Source organism: Actinoplanes sp. NPDC048967 (genome assembly GCF_040649415.1).
Classification (GTDB): domain Bacteria; phylum Actinomycetota; class Actinomycetes; order Mycobacteriales; family Micromonosporaceae; genus Actinoplanes.
The window spans coordinates 367,835-390,663 of the sequence record NZ_JBEZFL010000002.1 but is presented as its reverse complement, the minus strand read 5'-3'; the positions used below and the strand labels follow the sequence as shown (position 1 = coordinate 390,663).

Here is a 22,829-nt window from a genome sequence, read left to right as displayed (position 1 = left end):
GGCCTGCCGCGGGGGCTGTGCCGCGCCGCGGGGGTGGGCCTGCAGTGAGGGCGGGCCTGCCGCGGGGGCTGTGCCGCGCCGCGGGGGTGGGCCTGCAGTGAGGGCGGGCCTGCCGCGGGGGCTGTGCCGCGCCGCGGGGGTGGGCCTGCCGCAGGGTGAGGGGCGCCGCAGGTGTGCGGGCTGCGCCCCGGCGTGACTGATCTCCTGGCGGAGTAGCCGCGGTCTGCGGCCACGGCCGTGCGGCGCCTCGGCGCCTCGTTCGGCTTGCGCTTGATCAGCGCGAGTGTGCGGCGCTCCGGCCGCCGGGCCACGCCTGAGGTCATCGCGGCCTCGTGCGGCCGTCAGCGGCCCGCTCAGGCCGTCGCGCCGGCCTCCTCAGTGCCAGCCCGGCACGCCCGTCCGAGCCAGCGCCGGGTAGTTCGGGGGCTCGTGATGTGATGGTGCGCATGGCGCAGTGGGCGGTGATCATTCCAGCGGATCGGTGGGCGACCGAGCGGTTGTTCCATCACGACACCCTGACCGTGGCGGGTCTGGCCGGCGTGCAACCGGCGGCCGGCGACCGGGTCCTGCTGGTCGCGGACGAGCAGGCGCCGCAGGTGGTGGCGCTCGGGGTGGTCGACGGAGCGCCGGCCCGGCGGGGTGCGCACGGCGTGCCCGAGCTGGCCGTCACCTACACCCGGCGGTCCTTCGACGAGCCGGTGCCGGCCGGTGAGCTCAAGCTGGCCGAGCCGGTCGCCGAGATCGACGAGGAGCATTACGAACGGTTCGCCGCCCGGCTGAACGCCGGCCCGGACCGGCAGACCTGGCTGGTCAGCCTGGACCTGCCGATCGAGGCCGCCACCCCGGCGGAGGCGGTGCGGCAGTTCTGGTCGTACGTGCTGGAGCTGGGCCCGGCCGAGCTGCCGACGTTCGTCTCGCCGTCCGGCGACGAGCTCGCCATGCAGGCGTTCGTGCTGGGTGAGCAGGCCAACCAGGATCCCGAAGAGGACGAGGACGACAATTGACGCAACGGGCCCGGAGCGCGCAGCTCCGGGCCCGTTCGTGTACCGGTCGATCAGCCGCCGAGGCTCGAGGCCGCCGAGGCGATCGTCGCGGCGAAGTAGCTCACCTGGGTGTAGACGCCGGGCTTGTTGCGCCGGGCGCAGCCGTCGCCCCAGCTCACGATGCCGACCTGGATCCAGGCGTTGGCCGAGTCGCGGCGGAACATCGGGCCGCCCGAGTCGCCCTGGCAGGTGTCCACGCCACCGGCGGCGTAGCCCGCGCAGATCTCGTTGCTGGCGATGATCTGGCCGTTGTACATCGTGCTGGAGTTGCAGGTGGAGTCGCTGACGAACGGCACGGTCGCCTTGCGCATGTAACGCTGCTGGCCGCCGCCCTCCGTGGCCGCGCCCCAGCCGGCGATCGTGAACGTGCCCGAGTCGTACGCGGTGGTCTTGGCGATCGGCAGGGTCGCGAAGCCGGTCACCGGGCTGGCCAGGCGGATCAGCGCCCAGTCCTTGCCGTTGCCGTTGTAGCCGGGGGCCCGGTACACGTAGTTCGACTTGCGGGTGACCTTGCTGGTCGACTGGAGGTCGACCACGCCGATCGTCGCGGTGATCGACGTGTTCGTACCGGTGCCGCTCACGCAGTGGGCGGCCGTCAGCACCAGGGTCGGGCTGTAGAGCGCGCCGCCGCAGCCCATCGACAGCCGGACCATGAACGGGAACTCACCCTGCGTGGCCGTGGTGCCGCCGACGACCATGTCCGGGCCGTCGGGGGCGGCCGCCGCGGGCGACGACTGCATCAGGCTGCCCATCGCGGCCACCGTGAGAGCGGCTGCCGCCCCGCTCAGGATCCTGCGCCACCTTGCCATCCAGACCTCCCCAGCCCGAGATGCGCCCTGCGGCTGCACCTCATCTCGATGGGGGAAGTCAAACATTTACCTGCATTGATGCGGGTATCCCGAAGTACTCATACCGTCGGCGCTACCTCGCAGGAAGAATCACCGGCCCTCGAAGACCGGCTTCTCCTTCGCCACGAACGACGTCACCGCCGCCTGGTGGTCGGCCGTACGCCCGCAGATCGCCTGTGCCTGGGCCTCGGCGGCCAGCGCGTCGGAGAGCGAGCCGGCCGTACCGATGGAGAGCTCGCGCTTGATGGCCGCGTACGCCACCGTGGGGCCGGCGGCCAGCCGGGCGGCCAGCTCCTGCGCCGTCGGCAGCACCTGCTCGTCGTCGTCGACCAGCTGGGTGAGCAGGCCGTAGTCGAAGCTCTCCTGGGCGCGCACCGGCTGGGCCAGCAGCAGCAGCTCCAGCGCCCGGGCCCGGCCCACGATGTGCGGCAGCGACCAGCTCACCCCGGTGTCGCCGGCCAGGCCGACGTTGGCGAAGGCCATCAGGAAGGTGGTGCGCGGGCCGCCGATGCGGAAGTCGGCCAGCAGCGCCAGCGACGCGCCGGCCCCGGCCGCCGTGCCCCGGACCGCCGCGACCACCGGCTTGGGCAGGCTGGCCAGCCGTTGCGCGATCGGGTTGTAGTGCTGCCGCACGGTGTCCAGCTCAGTGGCGCCCTTGTCCAGGTCGCGGGCGTGCTCACGGAGATCCTGGCCCACGCAGAAGGCCTTGCCCGCCCCGGCCAGCACGACCGCCCGGACGGACCGGTCGGTCTCGATCGACGCCAGCGTGTCCCGCAGGGCCTCCTTGAGGTCCACGTCGAGGGCGTTCATGGCGTCGGGCCGGTTCAGGGTGAGGGTGACGACAGCGTCGGTGCGGTCGACGAGCAAGGAATCTGTCATGAGTCTGAGAATCCCACACGTCCGCCGCGTGACACCGACGCCAGGCACCTCTCCACGTAGCGGTCGGCGGCCGGGCGCAGGCGGGCGGCGTGCCGGTCGAAGAAGGTCGCCGCGCTGGCACCGGGCCAGCGGGCGGGCAGCAGGGCCGGGGGCAGCTGCGGGTCGCGGAACAGGAACGAGCGCCAGGCGTGCACCAGCTGGAAGCGGGCCGCGTACGCCTCCTCGTCGGAACTGCGGGCGTTGACCGCCGTGACGATGGGGCGCTGGGTGGCGATGAAGTCCTCGTAGGCCTGGCCGATCTCGGTGAGGTCCCAGGCGCGCCCGACCACCTCGGCCGCTCCCGGTGAGCCGGCCGCGTGGCTGGCACTGAACCGTTCGTAGCCGACCCCGGCGTCGGCCAGGACGGTGTCGACCTCGTCGGTGGCGCGCGGGGCGACCCAGGCCAACTCGCCCAACATGCCGTACCCCAGAAAAGTCAGTCGTTTCGCTTCCCGGCGCGGGACCGGGGCGTGGGTGAGGACAAGATCAAAGCGTCCGTCCCAGCCGTTGCGCCCGGTCCGGTAGATGCGGGCCGCCGCCTCGTCGAGCCGGCGCGCGGCTTTCGGGGTGAGCAGATAGCCCGGGCCGGAGACCAGTCGCATAGGGTGCAACCAGCCCTGACGCACCATCCGGGAGACCGCGGTGCGGACCGCGGGCGGGGCGATACCGACCGGTGCGAGCAGTTTGACGAGGGCGGCGACCGGCGCGCGGCCGCCTCTCGGGCGCAGATAGTCGCCGTAGAGGTCGAAGAGTGCCGACCGCGCCTGCATGACCGCACATTGTGACAGCCCGAAAGGCGATATGCTAGACGCTGTCACATCAGCCCGGGCTGGGTTTGGGTTCGCCGGTGTTCATCAGGGAAAATGTTTGATCGGCACGGTGGGCCACGTCGCGTGACGTCGGGCGAGGCTCGCAGCGCTGCGGTCTCGGGTCGGTCCAGCGGGGGCGACTCCGCCGGTCGGATACGAGGTACGGCGCACCGTGGGGCTGAGCACGGTGCGTTGACGAAGTGGCTGTGGGGTAACCCACCGCGACCCTGATGTAGGTCTGAGGGGAGACAAGATGGCGGCGATGAAGCCGCGGACGGGCGATGGTCCGCTGGAGGTCACCAAGGAAGGGCGCGGGATCGTCATGCGCGTCCCGCTGGAGGGTGGTGGCCGTCTCGTCGTTGAGATGACTCCGGACGAGGCCAACGCGCTTGGTGACGCGTTGAAGGCGATCGCCGGCTGACGTTTCACGTGGCCCGCCGGTACGGTACCTGCCGTACCGGCGGGCTTTCCACGTCTTGCGGAAAGGTCATCCTCCAGTGTTCGCGATCAGGCTGACGCCCGGGTCCGCCGACGATTCCACTCGCGTGCTCGCGGTCGGTGCCGACGGCCTGCCGACGGGTGCCGGCGCGGCCGGCGCCGAGCTGGAAGCCGAGGTCGCCGCCCTGCTGAGCAGCGCGGATGATCCCGGACGACCCGGCGCGGTGCAGATTCTGCCGCGCCCGACGCGGCGACCCGCGAGAGTTCTGCTGGCCGGGGTCGGCGCGAGCGACGAGGCCGGCTGGCGTGCCGCCGGCGCCGCGATCGCCCGAGCCGTACGCCCCGAGGAGCAGGTGCAGATCGAGCCGGGGCCCGGCGTCCCCGCCGAGGCGCTGCGCGGGCTGGCCGAGGGCCTCTGGTTCGGCTCCTACCGCTTCCGGGACGCCTTCACCGGGCCCCGGAGCACCGAGATCACCATCCGGGTCGACGACCCGGGCAACTACACCCAGAGCCTCGAGACGGCCCGGGTGACCGCCGCCGCGACCTGGCTCGCTCGCGACCTGGCCAACATGCCGGCCTCGGTGAAGAACCCGGCCTGGTTCGCCGCGCAGATCGTCGCCGAGGCGGCGACACGCCCGGGCCTGACGGTGACCGTCCGCGAGCCGGAGCAGCTCGCCGCGGAGGGCTTCGGCGGCATCCTGGCCGTCGGCGCCGGCTCCGCGAGCCCGCCCCGGCTGCTGGAGATGAGCTGGCAGCCGGCCGCCGCGTCCCGCCATGTGGTCCTCGTGGGCAAGGGAATCACGTTCGACACCGGCGGCATCTCGATCAAGAACCGCGACGCCATGAAACTGATGAAAAAGGACATGAGCGGGGCGGCGGCCGTCGTCGCGGCCACCCTGGGTGCCGCCGACCTGAACCTTCCCGTACGCGTGACCACGCTCGCGCCGCTGGCGGAAAACGCGATCAGCGGCTCGGCCTACCGGCCGGGCGACGTCATCACCCAGTACGACGGCACGACCTCCGAGAGCACCAACTCCGACGCCGAAGGCCGGCTGGTCCTGGCCGACGCCCTGGCGTACGCCGTGGCCGAGCTGAACCCGGACGTGGTGATCGACCTGGCCACCCTGACCGGCGCGAACGCGGTCGCCCTGGGCAAGCGCACGGCGGCCCTGTACAGCCACAACGACGAGCTCGCCGCGGCGCTGGCCGCCGCCGGAGCCGCCGCGGGCGAGGCGATGTGGCGCCTGCCGCTGCCCGGCGACTACCTGGAATACCTGCACAGCGACATCGCCGACCGGCACAGCTCACCGGCACGCGGCGCGGGCTCGGTAGTGGCGGCGCTGTTCCTGAGCGAGTTCCTGGGCGACCACCTGGACCGCTGGGCCCACCTCGACATGTCGGCGCCCAGCTGGGCCGCCGCGGACGACGGCGACCTCACCAGCGGCGCCACCGGCTGGGGCACCCGCACCCTGTTGCGCTGGTTGAGTTCATAACCGCCCGCCGATGCGGCTCGACACCGACCTGAAGGGGCGCAATCCCGCCGAGCCGAAGGCGAGGCCATTGAACACAGTCAGCGTTTGACGGCGGTCAGGAGGCCGCCGCCGGCGGGGATCAGGGCCGGGATCCATTCCTCCGACTCGCGGACGGCCTTGACCGTTTCGCGGATCGTGATCGTGTCGACGTCGCGGGCTGAGGGGTCGCTGATCCGGCCGCCGGCCAGGGCGCCGTTGACCACCAGGATTCCGCCGCGGCGCAGCAGGCGTAGGGCGGCGTCCGCACAGGCGCCGAACTCGGTGGCGTCCGCGTCCACGAAGACCAGGTCGTAGACGCCGTCGGCGAGGCGGGGCAGCACGTCCAGCGCGCGGCCGGTGATGATCCGGGTCCGCGACGCCGCGAAGCCCGCCTCCTGAAAGATCCTCCGGGCGATGCGCTGGTGCTCGTTCTCCACGTCGATCGTGGTCAGGACGCCGTCCGCGCGCATGCCGCGGAGCAGCCAGACGCCGCTCACGCCCGTACCGGTGCCGATCTCGACGACCGCCTTGGCGCTGCCCGCCGCGGCGAGCACGCTCAGCACGGACCCCGCGCCGGGGGAGACGGCCGCCAGGCCGACCTCGTGGGCCAGGTTGCGGGCGGTCTGCAGGACGATGTCCTCGGCGGCGTAGGCCTCGGTGAACTGCACCGACTGCGCGGTCGGGGCGCCGAACGATCGGGCTGCGGTGACGATGACGACCTCCGTCTGGAGAGGGGATGCGCGGTCCGGAACCGGTGCACATCGGGTATGAGCGTAGAGCGATGCTCACCCTTCGCGCACCGGGACTTCGGCGGCGGAAAGCGGCGGGCCCGGGCCCGGGGTCCCACTGACCGGATGATCTCCACCGATCCGTGTCATCCTGGATGCCGGAGCCCGGCGCTCCGGTACCGACCAGGGGAGGCACCGACGTGACCGACGGCTGGAACTGGCGCCAGCCTCAACCGCCGCCGTCCGCCACGCCTGGGGCGTCGGCCGGGTCGCCGTGGTGGTCCGACGCGCTGACTGATCCGTGGCGGGATCCGTACGCACCGTCGGCGGTGGTCGTGCCCACCGCCCCGGTCAGCACCGGCCCGCAGCCCGAGCCTGTCGTCAACCCGGACGCGCCGCGCCGGTCGATGACCCCGGTGCTGCTCATCTGCCTGGTCACCGCGTTGCTGGCCGGTGGTCTCGGCGGCACGCTGGGCTTCGTGTTCGCCACCCGCAGCGGCGTCGGCGGTGGCACGCAGCTCGGCGGCGCGCCGCTGGCGGCCCCCTCGGCGGCCCAGCGGGCCCCCGATTCGCTGGCCGGCGTGGCCAAGCAGGTGCTGCCGAGCGTGGTCACCGTCCGGGTCACCGGCGCGATCGGCTCGGGCTTCGTGATCTCCCCCGACGGCTACGTGGTGACCAACGACCACGTGGTCGAGGGCGCGAACGACTCCATGTCGGTGTCCTTCAGTGACGGCTCCACCGCCTCGGCGACCGTGGTCGGGCGGGATCCGGAATCGGACATCGCAGTGATCAAAGTCGCAAAGAAGAGTGTGACGGCTGTCTCACTTGGCGACTCGGACTCCATCGCCGTCGGTGACCCCGTCCTCGCTTTCGGTTCGCCGCTGGCTCTGGTCAACACCGTCACCTCCGGCATCGTGAGCGCGCTGGACCGCACCATCCAGGCCGGCGATCCGGGCGGCACGGTCCGCTACTACGCCGCCATCCAGACCGACGCGGCGGTCAACCAGGGCAACTCCGGTGGTCCGCTGGTCGACGCGGCCGGCCGGGTGGTCGGCATGAACTCGGTGATCCGGTCCGTCGGCGGCAGCGACACCGAGGCCGGCAACATCGGCCTGGCCTTCGCCATCCCGATCAACCAGGCCATGCGGGTCGCCCGCGAGATCATCGACCACGGCAAGGCCCGCCGCACGGTGATCGGCGCCGAGGTCTCCACCGGTGGCACCTCCGGCTCCGCGGGCTCGTCCGGGGCCCGGTTGCGCTCGGTCCAGCCCACCGGTCCGGCGGCCACGGCCGGGCTGAAGTCGGGCGATGTGATCACCAAGATCAACGGTCACCTGCTGGAGGACGGCACCGACCTGATCGCGCTGGTCCGTAAGTACGCCCCGGAATCGGTCGTCGCCGTGGAATACCGGCGCGGCACCAAGACCCAGACGGCTTCCGTGACCCTGGCGGCCGACGCGAAGTGAACCGTCCTCATGGGCGGGCGGCGCAGACACAGAGTGCGTGCGTACTCTTGCTCAGGTACGCGACGAGGGAGGTCCGCGCGTGTTCGAGAACCTCAACTGGTGGGAGATCGGCGCCCTGCTGATGCTCGCGCTGCTGATCTTCGGTGAGCGCCTGCCCAAGGTGATCGGCGACGGCTTGCGGATGCTGCGCGGCCTGCGGGCGATGGCCCAGAACGCCACCACCGATCTGAGCCGTGAGCTGGGCACCGACATCCAGCTGCAGGACCTGCACCCGAAGGCGTTCATCCGCAAGCATCTGCTGAGCGAGGACGACGAGCAGGCCATCCGCAAGCCGCTGCAGGGCCTCTTCGAGGACGTCAAGAGCGACCTGAACGGCGTGAAAGCGGACCTCGGCGAGGTGGCATCCGCCGCCGACCTGAAGGCGCAGAGCAACGGCGCCGCGGTGGAGAAGTCCACCCCGGCGCCGCGCAGATTCGATCTGGACGCTACGTAGGCCCTACTTGCGGGCGTTGACCAGCAGGCCCAGCGGCTTGCCGACCAGCGACTCCCGCCGGATGGCGAGCCGGTCCGCGACCGCGTCCAGCGCCGTGGCCGCCGGTGACTCCGGGTCGGCCAGCACCACCGGCGTGCCGGCGTCGCCGGCCTCGCGGACCCGGGTGTCCAGCGGGATCTGACCCAGCAGCGGCACCGAGGCGCCCACCGTCTTGGTCAGCGAGTCGGCCACCGTCTGGCCACCACCGGCGCCGAAGACCTCCATGCGGGTGCCGTCGGGCAGCTCGAGCCACGACATGTTCTCCACCACGCCGACCAGCCGCTGGTGGGTCTGCTGCACGATCGCCCCGGCCCGCTCGGCCACCTCGGCCGCGGCCATCTGCGGCGTGGTGACGACCAGGATCTCGGCGTTGGGCAGCAGCTGGGCCAGCGAGATGGCCACGTCACCGGTGCCCGGCGGCAGGTCCAGCAGCAGCACGTCCAGGTCGCCCCAGAAGACGTCGGCGAGGAACTGCTGCAGGGCCCGGTGCAGCATCGGCCCGCGCCACACCACGGCGGCGTTGCCCGAGGTGAACATGCCGATCGAGATGACCTTCACGCCGTGCGACTGCGGCGGCATGATCATGTCCTCGACCCGGGTGGGCCGGCCCTCGACGCCGAGCATGCGGGGCACCGAGTGGCCGTAGATGTCGGCGTCGACCACCCCGACCGACAACCCGCGCTTGGCCAGGGCGGCGGCCAGGTTGACCGTGACGCTGGACTTGCCCACGCCGCCCTTGCCGCTGGCCACCGCGTACACCCGGGTCTTGGAACCCGGCTGGGCGAACGGGATGACCGGCTCGGCGGACTCACCGCCACCGCGCAGCGTGGCCTGCAGGGACTTGCGCTGCTCCTCGGTCATGACGCCGAAGTCGATCTCCACGGTGGTGATCCCGGGGATCGCGGTGACCGCGGCGGTGATGTCGTTGGTGAGCTTGTCGCGCAGCGGGCAACCGGCGACGGTGAGCAGCAGCTCGACCTTCACACCGGACCCGGCGACGGTGAAGCCCTTGACCATGCCGAGCTCGGTGATCGGGCGGCGGATCTCGGGATCGTCGACGGTGGCGAGGGCCGCCTGGATCGCGTCCTCGATGGTGGGGGCTGGTGCGGACATAGGTGCCATGCTACGTCGCGCTCGATCTGCGAATTCGCATGGGTTTTCCGCCGCGGGTCGGCTCAGGTGCGCTCCTCTTCCCACTCCTTGCGTTCCAGCTTCTGCCGTCGATGGGCCGCCTCGTCGAGCTCGTCGGCCAGCCGGGCCAGCTCCGAGCGCAGGAAGTCGCGGGTCGCGACCTCGCCGACGGCGATCCGCAGCGAGGCGATCTCGCGGGCCAGATACTCGGTGTCGGCCTTCTGCATGGCCGCGCGCCGGCGGTCCTCCTCCATCGTCAGGCGGTCCCGGTCGGCCTGGCGGTTCTGCGCGAGCAGGATGAGCGGCGCGGCGTAGGACGCCTGCAGGGACAGGATCAAGGTCAGGAACGTGAACGTGTACGGGTCGAAGCGCAGATCCTTCGGCGCCAGGGTGTTCCAGGCGAACCAGGCGCCGATGATGATCGTCATGTAGACGATGAACTTCGCCGTGCCCATGTACCGGGCGATGCTCTCCGACCAGCGTCCGAAGGCCTCCGGGTCGAAGCGCGGCAGGCGGACCCGGCCCGGCTCGATCGGCTGGTCGAGGCGGTCCCGGCGGGGCTCGGTCATGAGCCCGTCTCCAGGTGGGCCTGGCGCAGCAGTGCGTCGGCCTGGTCCTGGGCGTCCTGGGCGTCCCGGTCACGCCAGTCGCGCGGCAGCGAGTGGTCCAGCACGTCGTCCACGGTCACCGCCCCCACCAGCCGGTACGCGTTGTCGACCACCGGCATCGCCACCATGTCGTAGGTCGCCATCCGCCGGGTGATCTCGGTGAGGCCGGTCTCGGGCGTCAGCGGATCTATGTCGGTCTCGATGAGGCCGCCCAGAATCGACGAGGGCGGCTCACGCAGCAGCCGCTGGAAGTGGACCATGCCGAGGTACTTGCCGCTGGGTGTCGCCGACGGTGCCCGGGCCACGAAGACCTGGGCGGCGACGACCGGGGACAGCTCCGGTTCACGGATCCGGGCCAGCGCCTCGGCCACCGTGGTGTCCGGAGTGAGGATCACGGGTTCCGAGGTCATCACCGAGCCGGCGGTGCCGGGGGTGTAGCTCATCAGCTGCCGGACCGGCGCCGCCTCTTCCGGTTCCATCAGGTCGAGCAGCACGGCCTGCTCGGCCTGGGGCAGCTCGGCGAGCAGGTCGGCGGCGTCGTCCGGGTCCATGCGTTCCAGGACATCGGCGGCGCGTTCCCGGTCCAGCTGGATCAGGATCTCCACCTGGTCGTGCTCCGGCAGCTCCTCGAGCACGTCGGCCAGCGTCCGGTCGCTCAGCGCCGCGGCGACCTCGTTGCGCCGCGCGTCGGCCAGGTCCTGCAGGGCGTTCGCCATGTCCGCGGGCCGCATCTGTTCGAGCAGGGCGACGAGGTTCGAGGTGCCCTGGGTGTCGGTCGGCCCGACCAGGCCGCGGATCCGGTCGTACTCCACCTGGTACGTGTGCCCGCGCCGGGCCAGCCGGCCGGTGTGCTGGCGGACGGCCACCCGGGTGATCAGCCACTCGTTGTTGCGGTTGAGCTCCATGCCCAGGTCCACGACCGTGCCGGTGGTGCCGGGACCCTGCCGGTCCTCCGGCTCCACCGTGACCCGCCGGTCCAGCACCTCCTCGAGCACCAGCAGCTCATTGGGCCGCTTCTCGAACCGGCGCAGGTTGAGCATGCCGGTGCTGAGCACCACGGCCTCGGCGTCCATCGAGGTCACCCGGCCGATCGGCAGGAAGATCCGGCGGCGCAACGCCATCTCGGCGACGAGACCGACGACCTGCGGCGGACGGTTGGTGGTGCGCAAACGCAGGACGGCGTCGCGCACCCGGCCCACCCGGTCGCCGTTGGGGTCGAAAACGGGCAGCGCCGCGAGCCGCGCCAGATAAACCCTGCTCCCCATGGTCACCGCACCAGCCTAAGTTAGCGTCGACCCATGTCTACCGTGGCGTACGAGATCGTCGACGTGTTCACCGACCGCCCCTTCGCCGGAAACCCGCTGGCCGTGGTCTTCGGCGCCGAGGGTCTGGCCGGCGACCAGATGCAGACACTGGCGCGGGAGTTCAATCTTTCGGAGACAGTCTTCGTGCTGCCGTCGGCCGCGGGTGCGACGTACCGGGCGCGGATCTTCACCCCGGAGGCGGAGCTGCCGTTCGCGGGTCACCCGAGCGTCGGCGCCGCTGTGACCTCGGTCCGGCGCGGCCTGGCCCAGCCGGGGCAGGTGGTGCAGGAGTGCGGCGCCGGGATGCTGCCGATCACGGTGGGCTCGGACGTGGCCACGCTGACCGGCGGCAAGCCGACCCTGGGGGCGCCGCTGCCGGCCCGGGACCTGCTGGATCTGGTGGGCCTGACGGCGGATGACTTCGCCGGGGCGGCGGCGGAACCGGCGGCGGCCGGCTGCGGACTGGACTTCGTCTTCCTGCCGGTGCGCCGGGAAGCGCTGGCCCGCGCGTGGGCCGACCCGGCGCGAGCCCGCGCGCTGGGCGTGACGGGCATCAGCGTCTTTGCCTGGGAGGAGGCCGAGCGGACGGCGTACGTGCGGGTGTTCTGCCCGGGTGTGTCGGTGCCCGAGGACCCGGCGACCGGCTCGGCGGCCCTGGGGCTGGGCGTGTGGCTGGTCGCTCGGGGCTGGCTGTCGCCGGAGGGGACGACGTCGTACACGGTGCATCAGGGCATCGAGATGCACCGGCCGTCCCTCCTGGAATGCACGGTGACGGCGACGGGCGGCGCGGCCACGCTGGCCACGGTGTCCGGCCATGTGATCCCGGTGGCTCAGGGCGAGATCAAGGTGCCGCCGTTCGTGGGCTGACCGCCGGGTCTTGCGAGCACGCAGCCGGCAGGGTGGGCCCGGCCGTTCATGAGCCGCCAGGCGATTGGCCGGGCCTGCCCGGTGCCCGCGGGAGCGACGGCTCGCACCCCGATGGACCTGGGACAGCAAGCCCTTGATCCTGGTCTTTCGGGCGGTCCGCCTACGGCTTGCGCTTGCGTACGCGGTGCAGGCGGAACGGGCGACGGACCTTGATGCGGGCCGGAGTCTCGCGTGGCGGCTCCGCCTGCGAGCCGGTCGGCAGGTGCGGGGCCGCGACGGGCTCGTCGACCGGCGTCAGGCGCAGGACCGCGCAGTCGGTCCCGGCCCAGCGGGCGACCAGCTCCTCAGCGGTGCCGCTCGCGTTGAGGCGCTTGCCGGCCAGCTGTGGGGCGATCTCGGTCCACTCCTCGGAGCCCGGGGTGAGCCGCTCGACCCGCGCTTCGACGATCACGATCAGGCCGCCGTTGTCGCCGCGCAGGCGCACCGAGGCGCGGGGTGCCTCGGCCAGGCCGGGTGCGGCCTGCTCGCCGGGGCCGCAGACCAGGATGAGCGCGCCGTCGAGCGGCATGACCCACAGGGCGAGGGACGGGCCGCCGGGTGCGTTGATCCAGGCGATGCCGGCCTTCTTGATCGCCTCAGCCACGAGCTCGGTCGTCACCCGGTCATCCTCGCACGCGGCCCGGCCGGCGCCGGGCCGCATCCGCGAGGACTCAATGCATCCTGCATGCAATCAGGTCAGGGCGGGTACGGGATCAAGCAGATCCAGCACGGCGGTCAGCGACGGCACGCTGGGGCCGGCGAAGTCGTCGTCCGCGTCGAACACCAGGTGATCGGCCAGGTCGGGCGCGGCCAGCCGGACGGCGGTCATCCCGACAGCAGCGGCCCCGGTGAGCTCGCGGCTGCCGCCGTCACCGATGTACAGGCAGTCCTCGGGGGCCACCCGCATCCGCCAGCACGCCTCCAGATAGATCAGCGGGTCCGGCTTGCACCGGCCGACCTCGACGGAGAAGACGTTCACGTCGAGCAGCGGGGCGATCGGCATGCTCGGCAGGAAGGCCGGCAGTTCATGGGTGCAGTCGCTGATCAGCGCGGTGCGCAGGCCACGCTGCTTGACGGCCCGGAGAACGCTCTCCGCGTCGGCGCGCAGCCGGGTGTCGGCCTTCAGGGCGTCGACCCGGGCCGGCACCGCGGCCTGCAACTGGGCGGTGCGCGGCCGGCCCCCGGCCTGCTCGGTCACCCAGCGCAGAGTCGCCTCGGCCGACCCGAGATCACCCCGGGCCCGAACCTGGAACGTACGATCCAGGACGCTCAGCACCGCGTCGGGATCACAGCCCAGCGCCCGAGCGATGTCGGCGTGCTGGGGCCCCCGCCGCACGGAACGGGTCAGCGTGCCGAAAAAGTCGAACACGACCGCTTGGAACGCGGGCATCGAAAACCACTCTCCTGAGGGATTGACGGAAATGCATCGGCGGCGAGCGTAACTACTGGCTCACTTTCCGCTCAACTGAGGTCGACAAACTGTGATGTGTAGATATGCAAGAAGCGACGGCGAGGGATGAATATGCAGTCACCCCGCGAACGGCCCCCGTGGCTGACCGGGGCGGCCCTGGCCGTGGCGGTGCTCGCCGTCTCGACCTCGGCCCCGCTGATCGCCTTCGTGGCGGCTCCGGCGCTGGCCGTGGCGTTCTGGCGTAACGGCCTGGCTTTCGCCGCGCTGACGCCGATCACAGCCGGCCCGCGCCGGGCCGAGCTGGCGAGCCTGCGCAGCCGCACCGGGCTGTTCGCGGTCCTGGCCGGGGTGGCGCTGGCGCTGCACTTCGCGACCTGGATGCCCAGCGTGCAGCTCGGTTCCGTGGCCACGGCCACCGCCCTGGTCGCGACCCAGCCTGTCTGGCAGGGCCTGATCGCGATGGCCCAGGGCCGGCGCCCCTCGGCGGCCGGTTGGACGGGCATCGGCCTGGCCGTGGCGGGCACGGTCTGGGCGACCGGACTCGACATCGGCGTGTCGGCCCAGGCCGTTCTCGCGGATGTCCTGGCCCTGCTGGGCGCGATCGCCGCGGCGATCTACACGGCGTTCGGGGAACGGGCCCGGTCCCGGCTGAGCACCACCACGTACACCTGGGTCTGCTACGGCACCTGCGCGGCCATCCTGCTGGTGGTCTGCCTGGTGGCCGGGGTGGAGCTGCACGGCTACGACGGCCGCACCTGGGCGGCGATCCTGGCTCTGGTGATCGGGGCTCAGCTGCTCGGGCACTCGATGTTCAACTACGCCCTCGAACGGACCTCGGCCACCAAGGTCAGCGTGCTGATCCTGCTCGAGGTGCCCGGCGCGGCGCTGCTGGCCTGGGCCTGGCTGGGGCAGACACCGCGGCTGGTGGCCCTGCCGGGGCTGGCGCTGCTGATGCTCGGAGTGGCTGTCGTGGTGCTCGGCGGCAGTCGGGAGCGGCGCCGGACCACGGCCTCGCTGGCCGACGTGGCGGATCCCACCCCGCGCTGACGCCCGGCTCTCCTCGTTGAACCTGGCGAACTACCGCCGTGCGCGGTAGAGAGGTGGGATGAGATGCGCCGCTGTCGATACCGGCTCTGCTGCCTGCTGCTCGGGGCGGTGCTCGTGACCAGCTCCTGCGGTGAGCCGGAGATCCCCGAGCCCGGCCTGACCGGAGGCTGGACCACGGCCGGCTGTGAGTTCTCCCGCCGGCCGGCGACCGTCACGATGGGCGGGCGGGTGCTGCCGGCGACGCCCCCGGAGCTGGAGGCGGCGATGGCCCGCATCGACGCGGGCGGCCGCGCCGAGCACGCCGGCAGCTACGCCGGGCTGGAGGTCGACCAGGAACGGGTACGCGCGATCGTCCACCGGGTGCCGTCGGCCGCGTTCGACGACTTCATCCGGCAGAGCGCGCAGGACACCTGCATCGTGGTCCGTGACACGACGCACAGCCTGGCCGAGCTCACCGGCTGGCACGACCGGATCGTCGCCGACCTCGATGCCTGGCAGGCCGACGGCGTCCGCATCTCCAGCGTGGTGGCCCGCCACGACGGCCGCGGCGTGGAGATCGGCACCCGCGACGTCGAGCGGGCGCGCGAGGCCATGCCGCGGCGGTACGGGCGGACCGCGCCGCTGATCTTCGTCGAGCAGGGCCCGGTGATCCCGCTGGCCGAGCCCGGGGTGCCGACCGCGCCCCAGCCGGGCGGCTGAGCCCTCAGCAGCTCTCAGTAGGTGCTGCCGGAGTCTCTGACCAGGAAGATGACGAAGACGGCGATGCCCAGCACCGCGATCGCGGTGACGACCCAGCCGACGATGATGCCGGCCAGCGCCAGGCCGGCCCCGCCCGCACCCGTGGTGCGGATCCGGCTGCGGGCCACGTGACCGAGGATCGCACCGACGATGCCGAGCAGCCCGCCGATCGACCAGAGGCACAGGCCGGCCACCCCGGCGCACGACACGACCAGGGACGCGATCGCCAGGCCCTCGGTCGGCCGGGCCGGCGCGTACGGATAGCCCTCCTGCTGGGAGTACGGGCTGCCGGAGTTGCCGTAGTCGTAACCCGGCGTGGGCGGGACGCCGTACCCCTGGATCTGAGGTGCCGGATAGTCGTAGCCGTACTGCTGCGGGTTGGGCGGTGGCGGTTGATACGCCTGGATCGGCGGGTCCGGCGGTGGCGGATAGGTGCCGTCCGGTCCGGGCGGCGGTGGATAGGTCATGACTGCCTCCGTCCGGCGCTGCATCTGCGCCCGCCAGAATAGGCGGCCGTGTCACGGCGCCGCGCACACCGCGTGCCTGGTTGTGCGCGGTGTGCGGTCGCCGCGCGCCACGGTGGTCCGATGTTTGCCCCGGCTCGCGGGAGCGGGCAGGATCGCCGCATGGTCTTCGACGCCCGTACCGCCAGCGGCAGCCGCTCGAGGCGGGACGCCACCCGCCCGGCGGCCGGCCGTCGGCCCCGGTCTGCCGCGCCCAGTTCCGAGCCCGAGCAGGACCTGGGGCCCGATCCGGTCGCCGAGTCCGGCCCGGCCCAGGACGACCCCGTGACCGAGCCGGAGGAGGGCCCCGTGACGCTGCGGTTGGACGGAAAGGTCGCGCTGGTCACCGGCGCCGGCAGCCCGGACGGCATCGGGTACGCGACCGCGCGCCGGCTGCGCGACCTCGGCGCCCGGGTGGCGATCGTGTCGACGACGCGGCGGATCCACGAACGCGCGTCCGAGCTGGGCGTCACCGGTTTCGTGGCCGATCTCACCGACGAGGCCGAGGTCGGTGCGCTCGCCGACGCGGTCCTCGACCAGCTCGGCGACGTCGAGGTGCTGGTCAACAACGCGGGCCTGGCCAGCCGGACCAGCCCCGAGGTGCTGCGCCCGGTCGCCCAGCTCACCTACGACGAGTGGCGCGCCGAGATCGACCGGAACCTGAGCACCGCGTTCCTGTGCAGCCGGGCGTTCGTGGGCGGCATGTCCGAGCAGGGCTGGGGCCGCATCGTGAACCTGGCGGCGACGGCGGGCCCGATCAACGCCCTGCCCACCGAGGCCGCCTACGCCGCGGCGAAGTCGGGCGTCGTCGGCCTGACCCGGGCGCTGGCGATGGAGCTGGTGGCCGACGGCATCAACGTCAACTGCGTGGCGCCGGGCACGATCTACACCGCCGCGTCCACCGTCACGGAGATCAAGCAGGGCCTCGGCACCCCGATCGGGCGCCCGGGCACCCCGGACGAGGTGGCGGCGGCGATCGCCTTCCTGTGCTCGCCCGCGGCGTCGTACATCACCGGGCAGATGCTCGTGGTCGACGGCGGCAACAGCGTCCGCGAGGCCGAGTTCCGCTGAGCCGCCGGAACGCCCGGTGGACGCTGGTCCACCGGGCGGGCCGTACGTCAGTAGGTGGTGCTGCCGGACGAGCCGATCGCGAAGATCGCCACGACGATGTAGAAGGCGCAGATCAGCACGTAGATGCTGGTGAAGATGTAACCCAGCCAGAGGCCGGCGGTGGCCAGGCCCTCACCGGACTCGCCGGTCTGCCGGATCTGCTTCTTGGCGACGTGCCCCATGACGATCGCGGCGGGCGCGAACACGAAGGCGAAGACCAGCGCCAGGATGGCCATGGTGTTGGTCGGCGCCTGGGGCGTGTAGGGCTGCTGCGCGTACGGCTGGCCGTAGCCGGGCTGCTGCTGGCCGTACTGCGGCTGGCCGTAGGGCTGTCCGCTGGACGGGGCACCGTAGGGCGGCTGCTGCCCGTACGGCTGTCCGCTGGACGGCGCGCCGCTGGCCGGAGCCGCATAGGGGTCCTGCGAGTAGGGCGAGTTGGGGTCGTAACCCGGCTGCTGCCCGTAGGGCTGCTGGGGCTGATATGGATCCGGCGTACCACCGGGCGGCGGGTAAGTCATCAGAGGTCCTCCTCGTTCACCCCGGCACGGTACTAGCCGGGGCGTAGTCGAGGGGACCCGACGCAGGGTATCCGACCTGCCGGATCGGCTCAGGACAACTTGGTGAGCCGGCCGACGGCCCGTTCGACGGCCAGGCAGCGGTCCTCGACGTAGTCCAGCCCGGCCTCGGTGGCGATCCGGCGGGCCTCGGCCGAGACGATGCCGGTCTGCAACCAGACCGCGGGAGCCTTGATGGCGACGGCCTGCCGCACGATCTCCAGCGCGTCGGCGGCGGGCCGGAAGATGTCGACCAGGTCGACGGGCTCGTCCAGGTCGGCGAGCGTGGGCACGGTGCGGACCCCGAAGACCTCGTCGACGAACGGGTTGACCGGGATGATGCGCCACCCGTACCGGAGCATCTGCAACGGCACGGTGTGCGACGGCTTGTGCGGGTCCCGGGAGGCCCCGACCACGGCAATGACGTTCGCCTCGGCCAGGATCTGCTGTGCACTCCTCATACCCCCGACTCTAGCCACGCGCGGCCGGGTCACAGCAGGGTCAGTTGCTGGGGTTCGGCTTCGCGGATCGTCGTGCCGGTCACTCCGTATGCCGTTGCCGGTGCCGCGTTCGCACCGGCGGCGCGGGCCTCACCCATCGCCGCTCGGTGCAGTCCGTGCCGCCGGGCTGCCATCCGCACCCGCGCGCCGATCTCCTTCTGGAACGACTGCGGTGCGTACGAGCCGGCCCGGAACAGCTCGCGATAGCGCGGCGCCAGCTCCGGGTGCTCGCGGGTGAGCCACGCCGCGTACCACTCGCGGGCGCCCGGCCGCAGGTGCAGCACCAGTGGGGAGACGCTGGCCGCGCCGGCGGCGGCGATGGCGGCGACGGTCTCCTCGATGGACTCGTCCGAGTCGGTCAGGCCCGGGAGGATCGGGGCCATCAGGACCCCCACCGAGAACCCGGCGTCGGTCAGGCGGGCGACCGCGTCGAGGCGCCGGCGTGGGCTCGGGGTGCCCGACTCGACGGCCCGCCACATCCGCTCGTCGACGAAGCCGATCGACATCGACAGGCTGACGTCGGTGACCGTGGCCGCCTGCCGCAGCAGCTCCAGGTCGCGCAGGATCAGCGTGCCCTTGGTCAGGATCGAGAACGGGTTGGCGAAGTCGCGCAGGGCCGTCAGGATCGGCGGCATCAGACGGTAGCGGCCCTCGGCCCGCTGGTAGACGTCCACGTTGGTGCCCATGGCGATGGGTGCGCCGGACCACCTCGGGGCGGCCAGCTCACGGCGGACCAGCTCACCCGCGTTGACCTTGACGACCACCTTGGAGTCGAAGTCGTGGCCGGCGTCCAGGTCGAGGTACGTGTGGGTGTTGCGGGCGAAGCAGTTGTGACTCACCACGCCGTCGGCGATGAAGTCGCCCGTGCCGGTGGTGATGTCGTAGAGCGGCAGGGTCAGCCCGAGGTCCTCGATGTCGGCCACGGTGAGCTGGGGCTCGCTGCGCACCCCGACCCCGGCCGCGTCCAGCGGTGCCCCGCTCACCCCGGTCAGGTGCCGGAAGCGCAGGGCGGCCCACAGGTCACGGGCGACCTCGACGGAGTAGACCTCGCCGAGCTGCGGGTGCGGCGGGCGGCGGCTGGGCAGGCCGAGGTGGGTCAGGGCGTCCGTGATCCGGTCCAGGAAGCCCTGGTCGCGGCTGGTGAAGACGACGGCCAGCCGGTCGGTGCAGCCGGTCGCGCCGAACGCGCCGGCCAGGAAGCCGCGATACCAGCTGCCGGACGGGAGCTCCGGCCAGCGCAGCGCCACGTGCATCGGGATGTCTTCGAGATAGGAGTCCGCGCGGATCCAGGCGTCGCTCTCCCGGGCGCCGGCCGGGGCTCCGGCGTCGCCGCGGACCAGTCCGCAGAGGTAGCCGGTGCGGTAGTCGGGGGACTCCTTCGGCGGGTCGGCGAAGCCGCCCACGCCGGACAGCCGGTCGCCCACCGCGAGGGCCGGGAGACCGGCCTCCGCCGGGCTGACGTGCCGCCAGCCGCGGTCGGTCAGGAAGCGGTGATCACCACTGGACACCAGGCGGGTGCCGTCGGCCAGGGTGACCCGGAAGGCCGGCTTGCTGGTGGTCCAGTGGTCGAGCACCGTGGTCGGCACATAGCGCCGGTGCGGACCGGCGCCCATCGTGCCGAGCACCGCGTCGCCGACCTGCACCTGCGACAGCGGCCGGGTCGACCCGTCGGCCAGCAGGATCGGGGTGTCGCCGCTCAGGCAGTAGGAGCAGGCGTGCGAGCAGCCCCGGTAGGGATTGATCGTCCACTCGAAGGGCACCCGGGACGCGCCGGGCACCCTGTTGATCAGGGACTTGGCCCGGATCTCGTAGAACGTCATGCCGGCGAACCCGGGCGTGTCGAAGGTGCGGACGGTCGCGCCGGGCAGCGCCAGCGGCAGGGGTGGGGCCGCCGGCGCTGCCCTGTCCGGGAGCGAGTCGTCGCCGGCCGGGGCCGACAGGTGTGACCATCGCATGGCGAAGATTCGAACACATGTTCGATCCACTGTCTACCCGCATCCGGAAGCCGTACCGGAAAGAAGTGGGCCGGACGCGAAAGCGCCGCGGACCTGGCAGGTCCGCGGCGCCGGTGACCTCGCGGGTCAGTGGTTGTGCGCGGCCAGCTGCTTGCGCACGTCGTCCATGTCGAGCTTCTCGACCTGCTCGATCAGGCTCTCCAGCGCGGACTCGGGGAGGGCGCCGGGCTGCGAGAAGACGATGACGCCGTCGCGCACTGCCATGATCGTCGGGATCGAGCGGATGTCGAACTTCGCGGCCAGCTCCTGCTGGGCCTCGGTGTCGACCTTGCCGAAGGTGATCTCGGTGTGCTTCTCCGAGGAACGCTCGTACGTCGGCGCGAAGCGGACGCAGGGCCCGCACCAGCTGGCCCAGAAGTCGACCAGGACGATGCCGTCCTTGCCGGTCACCTCGTCGAAATTCTCTGTGGTCAGCGCAACGGTCGCCATGATCTCTCCGTCCACGGGAAAAAGGCCACGGGAAATTGGCCTACGTGCGGTCCAACCTGCTCACGTCCTCAGTGATTCCCGCCGTCGGCGCCGGCGACACGTGGTCTGAGGCACCTTTTGCGGTCGCGGCGTGGACCTTGAGCGACTCAGCGTAACCCAAAGTAGGGAGAGCGCTCTCAGTTGTGAACAACCCTGTGTCGTCCAGTTTGCGCCTCAGGCTGCCTCGATAACCGGTCTCAGGACGACCTATCGCAGCTTGATAACGACGAGGTAACCACCGAAGGTAATAGGTAACAAAGTTAAATGTGACTTGGCTCACTGTTGGGAACCCTTCACATCGATACGGAGGGTAAGGCAAACTCTTTCTCAACAGAGCGTGGGCGGCGGGTGCCGGGGAGGGCCCCGCCGCTCATTGCGTCTCCCCCCAGGTGTGGCCCGCGAGCCCCTGGATAGCCTGCTCGACCATGACCGCCGAAGATCCTGTGAGCCCGGCCGTGCCCCTGAGCCCAGCTGCGCCGTCGGGCCAGGCGGCACCGCTCAGCCCGGCGGCACCGCTCAGCCCGGCGGCACCGCTCAGCCCGGCCGGTCCCGAGGCAGAGGCCGAGCCCGAGCTCGAGGTCGGCGTCGGCCCTTGGCCCGGTGCCTGGCCCGCTGACCATCATTACGACCCCGAGCTGCTCGCGCAGGGCGATCGGCGCAATGTCGTCGACCGCTACCGCTACTGGCGCCGTGAGGCCATCGTCGCCGACCTCGATCGGCGCCGGCACGGCTTCCACGTGGCGATCGAGAACTGGCAGCACGATTTCAACATCGGCACCGTGGTGCGCAACGCCAACGCCTTCCTCGCCGCCGAGGTCCACATCGTCGGCCTGCGGCGGTGGAACAGGCGGGGCGCCATGGTCACGGATCGCTATCAGCACGTGCGACACCATCCGACGATCGAGGAGTTCGCCGGCTGGGCGGCGACCGCGGGGCTGCCGATCATCGGCATCGACAACCTGCCGGGCTCACGCCCGATGGAGACCGTCACCCTGCCGCGGGAATGCGTGCTGATCTTCGGCCAGGAGGGGCCCGGGCTGTCCGCGGCCGCCCGCGCCGCGTGCAGCGCGCTCTTCTCGATCGCCCAGTACGGCTCCACGCGCTCGATCAACGCGGGCGTGGCGAGCGGCATCGCGATGCATTCCTGGGTACGCGCCCACGCGGGTCCTCCGCCCGGGTGATCATCGCGAGTGGCCCGGGTGGGCGAACGGCTCGACCCGGTTCTGCCGATTCGCTTGACGGCGACCCGGCCGGGCCCCACCTTAAGAGGGTGGGTGTCACAGTGAGTTGCCCCCGTTGTGCTGCGCAGGTCCGGCCGCCGGACCTGATGCACAGTGATTGGCGCTGCGACAACTGTGGCGACGTCTCCCCGTTCCACGTGGCCGAGCACATCGGCCCGGAGATCCTCGACAGCGTGCGGCTGCGGGTGGCGCCCACGGTCGACCACATGCCGCTGTGGTGCCCGTGGCCGTTGCCGCCCGGGTGGATGGTCACCGGCGTCGGCTGGGCGGGGGATGAGCGTTCCGGCGTACGCGCGACGGCGCTGTCCTGCAGCGGCCCGGACCCGTTGGGTGGTGGCCCGGCCGATCTCGTGCTGATCGCCGAGCAGCCGGGCGTGGGGCTGGGGACCCGTTTCGCCGGCATCCCCGGCATCGATCCCGGCCACCTGATCACCCAGGCTCTGGGCGAGTGTGACCGGGGTGGACACGCCGGCCCGCATGCCAAGATCAGGGTCGGCGGGCACCCGACTCCACTGTGGTGTGTGAAGTCGCCGGAAGATCGCAGCGCCTATGTGAGTGAAGCCAAAGGAATGTGGCTCTATGCGGTAGCGTGGCCGGCAAGCGCGGGCTACTTCCTGGCCGAGCATGTCGTCCTGCACGACCTGTCCGACGGGGTGCCGCCCGAGCTCGTGTACGGAGCGCCGAGCCCGTACCTGCACGGCAAGGCCTGAACTCGAAGGCCTGACCTGCGGGAACGCCATCGGCTTTTCGGGCACAATGTTCACAGAGCGCAGTTGAACTGATACCGTGAGTGTTGCCGCGGCGATGACCGTCACCCGCAACGGAGGAGAAGGCCCGCCATGATCAAGAAGGTTCTCACCTGGCTTGGCATCGCATTCTTGATCTTCTTCATCGCCTTCAACCCGAACTCGGCCGCCGCGGTGTTCGAGTCCCTGGGCGACACCATCGGGGACATCGCCCGTGGTTTCGGAACGTTCTTCACCAACCTCGTCGCTTAACA

26 protein-coding genes are annotated in these 22,829 nt (G+C 71.7%); 12 read left to right on the top strand and 14 right to left on the bottom strand.

The window, feature by feature from the left end; all coding sequences use genetic code 11:
• The first annotated feature begins 446 nt into the window (after positions 1-446).
• Positions 447-1,004: a hypothetical protein gene (locus AB0C12_RS08525; protein WP_360545619.1), complete on the top strand. Its 558-nt coding sequence runs from the start codon at positions 447-449 to the stop codon at positions 1,002-1,004.
• 50 nt (positions 1,005-1,054) lie between these two features.
• Here the strand turns inward: AB0C12_RS08525 and AB0C12_RS08520 are convergent, their stop codons facing one another.
• The 3 genes from AB0C12_RS08520 to AB0C12_RS08510 form a co-directional block, all read right to left on the bottom strand.
• Positions 1,055-1,852 carry a serine protease gene (locus tag AB0C12_RS08520; protein WP_360545617.1) on the bottom strand — a complete coding sequence of 266 codons (798 nt, stop codon included), beginning with the start codon at positions 1,850-1,852 and terminating at the stop codon, positions 1,055-1,057.
• Between the two features lie 129 nt (positions 1,853-1,981).
• Positions 1,982-2,770, bottom strand: a complete 789-nt coding sequence (locus tag AB0C12_RS08515; RefSeq protein WP_360545615.1) for an enoyl-CoA hydratase-related protein — start codon at positions 2,768-2,770, stop codon at positions 1,982-1,984.
• Positions 2,767-3,579, bottom strand: a complete 813-nt coding sequence (locus tag AB0C12_RS08510) for a PaaX family transcriptional regulator C-terminal domain-containing protein (protein ID WP_360545613.1) — start codon at positions 3,577-3,579, stop codon at positions 2,767-2,769. The genes AB0C12_RS08515 and AB0C12_RS08510 overlap by 4 nt, the downstream gene beginning before the upstream one ends.
• 292 nt (positions 3,580-3,871) lie before the next feature.
• Here AB0C12_RS08510 and AB0C12_RS08505 point away from each other — a divergent pair, with 292 nt between their 5' ends.
• Positions 3,872-4,039, top strand: coding sequence for a DUF3117 domain-containing protein (locus tag AB0C12_RS08505; protein ID WP_015625691.1), 168 nt, complete (start codon positions 3,872-3,874; stop codon positions 4,037-4,039).
• A 148-nt stretch (positions 4,040-4,187) separates the two neighbouring features.
• On the top strand, positions 4,188-5,549 hold the full coding sequence (locus tag AB0C12_RS08500) for a leucyl aminopeptidase family protein (RefSeq protein ID WP_360547070.1): 1,362 nt from the start codon (positions 4,188-4,190) through the stop codon (positions 5,547-5,549).
• Between the two features lie 77 nt (positions 5,550-5,626).
• Here AB0C12_RS08500 and AB0C12_RS08495 read toward each other — a convergent pair whose 3' ends face one another.
• Positions 5,627-6,235 (bottom strand): O-methyltransferase, encoded by a 609-nt coding sequence (locus AB0C12_RS08495; RefSeq protein ID WP_360545611.1) that lies wholly within the window; start codon positions 6,233-6,235, stop codon positions 5,627-5,629.
• Between the two features lie 260 nt (positions 6,236-6,495).
• Between AB0C12_RS08495 and AB0C12_RS08490 the strand changes: the two genes are divergently transcribed.
• Positions 6,496-7,761: a trypsin-like peptidase domain-containing protein gene (locus AB0C12_RS08490; RefSeq protein ID WP_360545609.1), complete on the top strand. Its 1,266-nt coding sequence runs from the start codon at positions 6,496-6,498 to the stop codon at positions 7,759-7,761.
• A 79-nt stretch (positions 7,762-7,840) separates the two neighbouring features.
• Positions 7,841-8,254 carry a preprotein translocase subunit TatB gene (locus AB0C12_RS08485; RefSeq protein ID WP_360545607.1) on the top strand — a complete coding sequence of 138 codons (414 nt, stop codon included), beginning with the start codon at positions 7,841-7,843 and terminating at the stop codon, positions 8,252-8,254.
• A 3-nt stretch (positions 8,255-8,257) separates the two neighbouring features.
• Here AB0C12_RS08485 and AB0C12_RS08480 read toward each other — a convergent pair whose 3' ends face one another.
• The 3 genes from AB0C12_RS08480 to AB0C12_RS08470 all read right to left on the bottom strand — a co-directional run bounded on the left by AB0C12_RS08480 (position 8,258) and on the right by AB0C12_RS08470 (position 11,303).
• Positions 8,258-9,406: an Mrp/NBP35 family ATP-binding protein gene (locus AB0C12_RS08480; protein ID WP_360545605.1), complete on the bottom strand. Its 1,149-nt coding sequence runs from the start codon at positions 9,404-9,406 to the stop codon at positions 8,258-8,260.
• A gap of 62 nt (positions 9,407-9,468) precedes the next feature.
• Positions 9,469-9,993, bottom strand: a complete 525-nt coding sequence (locus AB0C12_RS08475) for a DUF1003 domain-containing protein (protein ID WP_360545603.1) — start codon at positions 9,991-9,993, stop codon at positions 9,469-9,471.
• Positions 9,990-11,303: a CBS domain-containing protein gene (locus AB0C12_RS08470; RefSeq protein WP_360545601.1), complete on the bottom strand. Its 1,314-nt coding sequence runs from the start codon at positions 11,301-11,303 to the stop codon at positions 9,990-9,992. The genes AB0C12_RS08475 and AB0C12_RS08470 overlap by 4 nt, the downstream gene beginning before the upstream one ends.
• Positions 11,304-11,330: 27 nt before the next feature.
• Between AB0C12_RS08470 and AB0C12_RS08465 the strand changes: the two genes are divergently transcribed.
• Complete coding sequence (locus AB0C12_RS08465) at positions 11,331-12,203, top strand: PhzF family phenazine biosynthesis protein (protein WP_360545599.1); 873 nt, start codon at positions 11,331-11,333, stop codon at positions 12,201-12,203.
• A gap of 160 nt (positions 12,204-12,363) precedes the next feature.
• Here the strand turns inward: AB0C12_RS08465 and AB0C12_RS08460 are convergent, their stop codons facing one another.
• Positions 12,364-12,903 carry a hypothetical protein gene (locus AB0C12_RS08460; protein WP_360545597.1) on the bottom strand — a complete coding sequence of 180 codons (540 nt, stop codon included), beginning with the start codon at positions 12,901-12,903 and terminating at the stop codon, positions 12,364-12,366.
• A gap of 30 nt (positions 12,904-12,933) precedes the next feature.
• Positions 12,934-13,632 (bottom strand): HAD family hydrolase, encoded by a 699-nt coding sequence (locus AB0C12_RS08455; RefSeq protein ID WP_360545595.1) that lies wholly within the window; start codon positions 13,630-13,632, stop codon positions 12,934-12,936.
• Between the two features lie 132 nt (positions 13,633-13,764).
• On the opposite strand from AB0C12_RS08455, the gene AB0C12_RS08450 reads away from it, so the two are divergent.
• Positions 13,765-14,700, top strand: coding sequence for a DMT family transporter (locus AB0C12_RS08450; RefSeq protein WP_360545593.1), 936 nt, complete (start codon positions 13,765-13,767; stop codon positions 14,698-14,700).
• A gap of 63 nt (positions 14,701-14,763) precedes the next feature.
• The gene (locus AB0C12_RS08445; protein WP_360545591.1) at positions 14,764-15,399 is read left to right on the top strand and encodes a hypothetical protein; all 636 of its coding nucleotides are present in this window, start codon (positions 14,764-14,766) and stop codon (positions 15,397-15,399) included.
• Between the two features lie 14 nt (positions 15,400-15,413).
• Here the strand turns inward: AB0C12_RS08445 and AB0C12_RS08440 are convergent, their stop codons facing one another.
• Positions 15,414-15,905: a DUF4190 domain-containing protein gene (locus AB0C12_RS08440; RefSeq protein WP_360545589.1), complete on the bottom strand. Its 492-nt coding sequence runs from the start codon at positions 15,903-15,905 to the stop codon at positions 15,414-15,416.
• A gap of 159 nt (positions 15,906-16,064) precedes the next feature.
• On the opposite strand from AB0C12_RS08440, the gene AB0C12_RS08435 reads away from it, so the two are divergent.
• Entirely contained in the window at positions 16,065-17,012 is a 948-nt protein-coding gene (locus AB0C12_RS08435) for an SDR family NAD(P)-dependent oxidoreductase (RefSeq protein ID WP_360545587.1), read from the top strand.
• 47 nt (positions 17,013-17,059) lie between these two features.
• On the opposite strand, the gene AB0C12_RS08430 is transcribed toward AB0C12_RS08435, so the two are convergent.
• The 4 genes from AB0C12_RS08430 to trxA form a co-directional block, all read right to left on the bottom strand.
• A complete protein-coding gene (locus tag AB0C12_RS08430) occupies positions 17,060-17,569 on the bottom strand; it encodes a DUF4190 domain-containing protein (protein ID WP_360545585.1) in 510 nt (169 codons plus the stop codon).
• Between the two features lie 89 nt (positions 17,570-17,658).
• A complete protein-coding gene (locus tag AB0C12_RS08425; RefSeq protein ID WP_360545583.1) occupies positions 17,659-18,066 on the bottom strand; it encodes a CoA-binding protein in 408 nt (135 codons plus the stop codon).
• A 29-nt stretch (positions 18,067-18,095) separates the two neighbouring features.
• Positions 18,096-20,060: an intein-containing Rv2578c family radical SAM protein gene (locus AB0C12_RS08420; RefSeq protein ID WP_360545581.1), complete on the bottom strand. Its 1,965-nt coding sequence runs from the start codon at positions 20,058-20,060 to the stop codon at positions 18,096-18,098.
• Positions 20,061-20,186: 126 nt separating this feature from the next.
• Positions 20,187-20,549 carry a thioredoxin gene (trxA, locus tag AB0C12_RS08415; RefSeq protein ID WP_212986446.1) on the bottom strand — a complete coding sequence of 121 codons (363 nt, stop codon included), beginning with the start codon at positions 20,547-20,549 and terminating at the stop codon, positions 20,187-20,189.
• A 464-nt stretch (positions 20,550-21,013) separates the two neighbouring features.
• Between trxA and AB0C12_RS08410 the strand changes: the two genes are divergently transcribed.
• From AB0C12_RS08410 to AB0C12_RS08400, 3 genes are all read left to right on the top strand, one after another.
• Positions 21,014-21,769 (top strand): RNA methyltransferase, encoded by a 756-nt coding sequence (locus AB0C12_RS08410; RefSeq protein ID WP_360545579.1) that lies wholly within the window; start codon positions 21,014-21,016, stop codon positions 21,767-21,769.
• Positions 21,770-21,858: 89 nt separating this feature from the next.
• Positions 21,859-22,539 carry a DUF6758 family protein gene (locus tag AB0C12_RS08405; protein ID WP_360545577.1) on the top strand — a complete coding sequence of 227 codons (681 nt, stop codon included), beginning with the start codon at positions 21,859-21,861 and terminating at the stop codon, positions 22,537-22,539.
• A 129-nt stretch (positions 22,540-22,668) separates the two neighbouring features.
• Positions 22,669-22,827 carry a hypothetical protein gene (locus tag AB0C12_RS08400; RefSeq protein ID WP_015625668.1) on the top strand — a complete coding sequence of 53 codons (159 nt, stop codon included), beginning with the start codon at positions 22,669-22,671 and terminating at the stop codon, positions 22,825-22,827.
• Positions 22,828-22,829 lie beyond the last annotated feature (2 nt).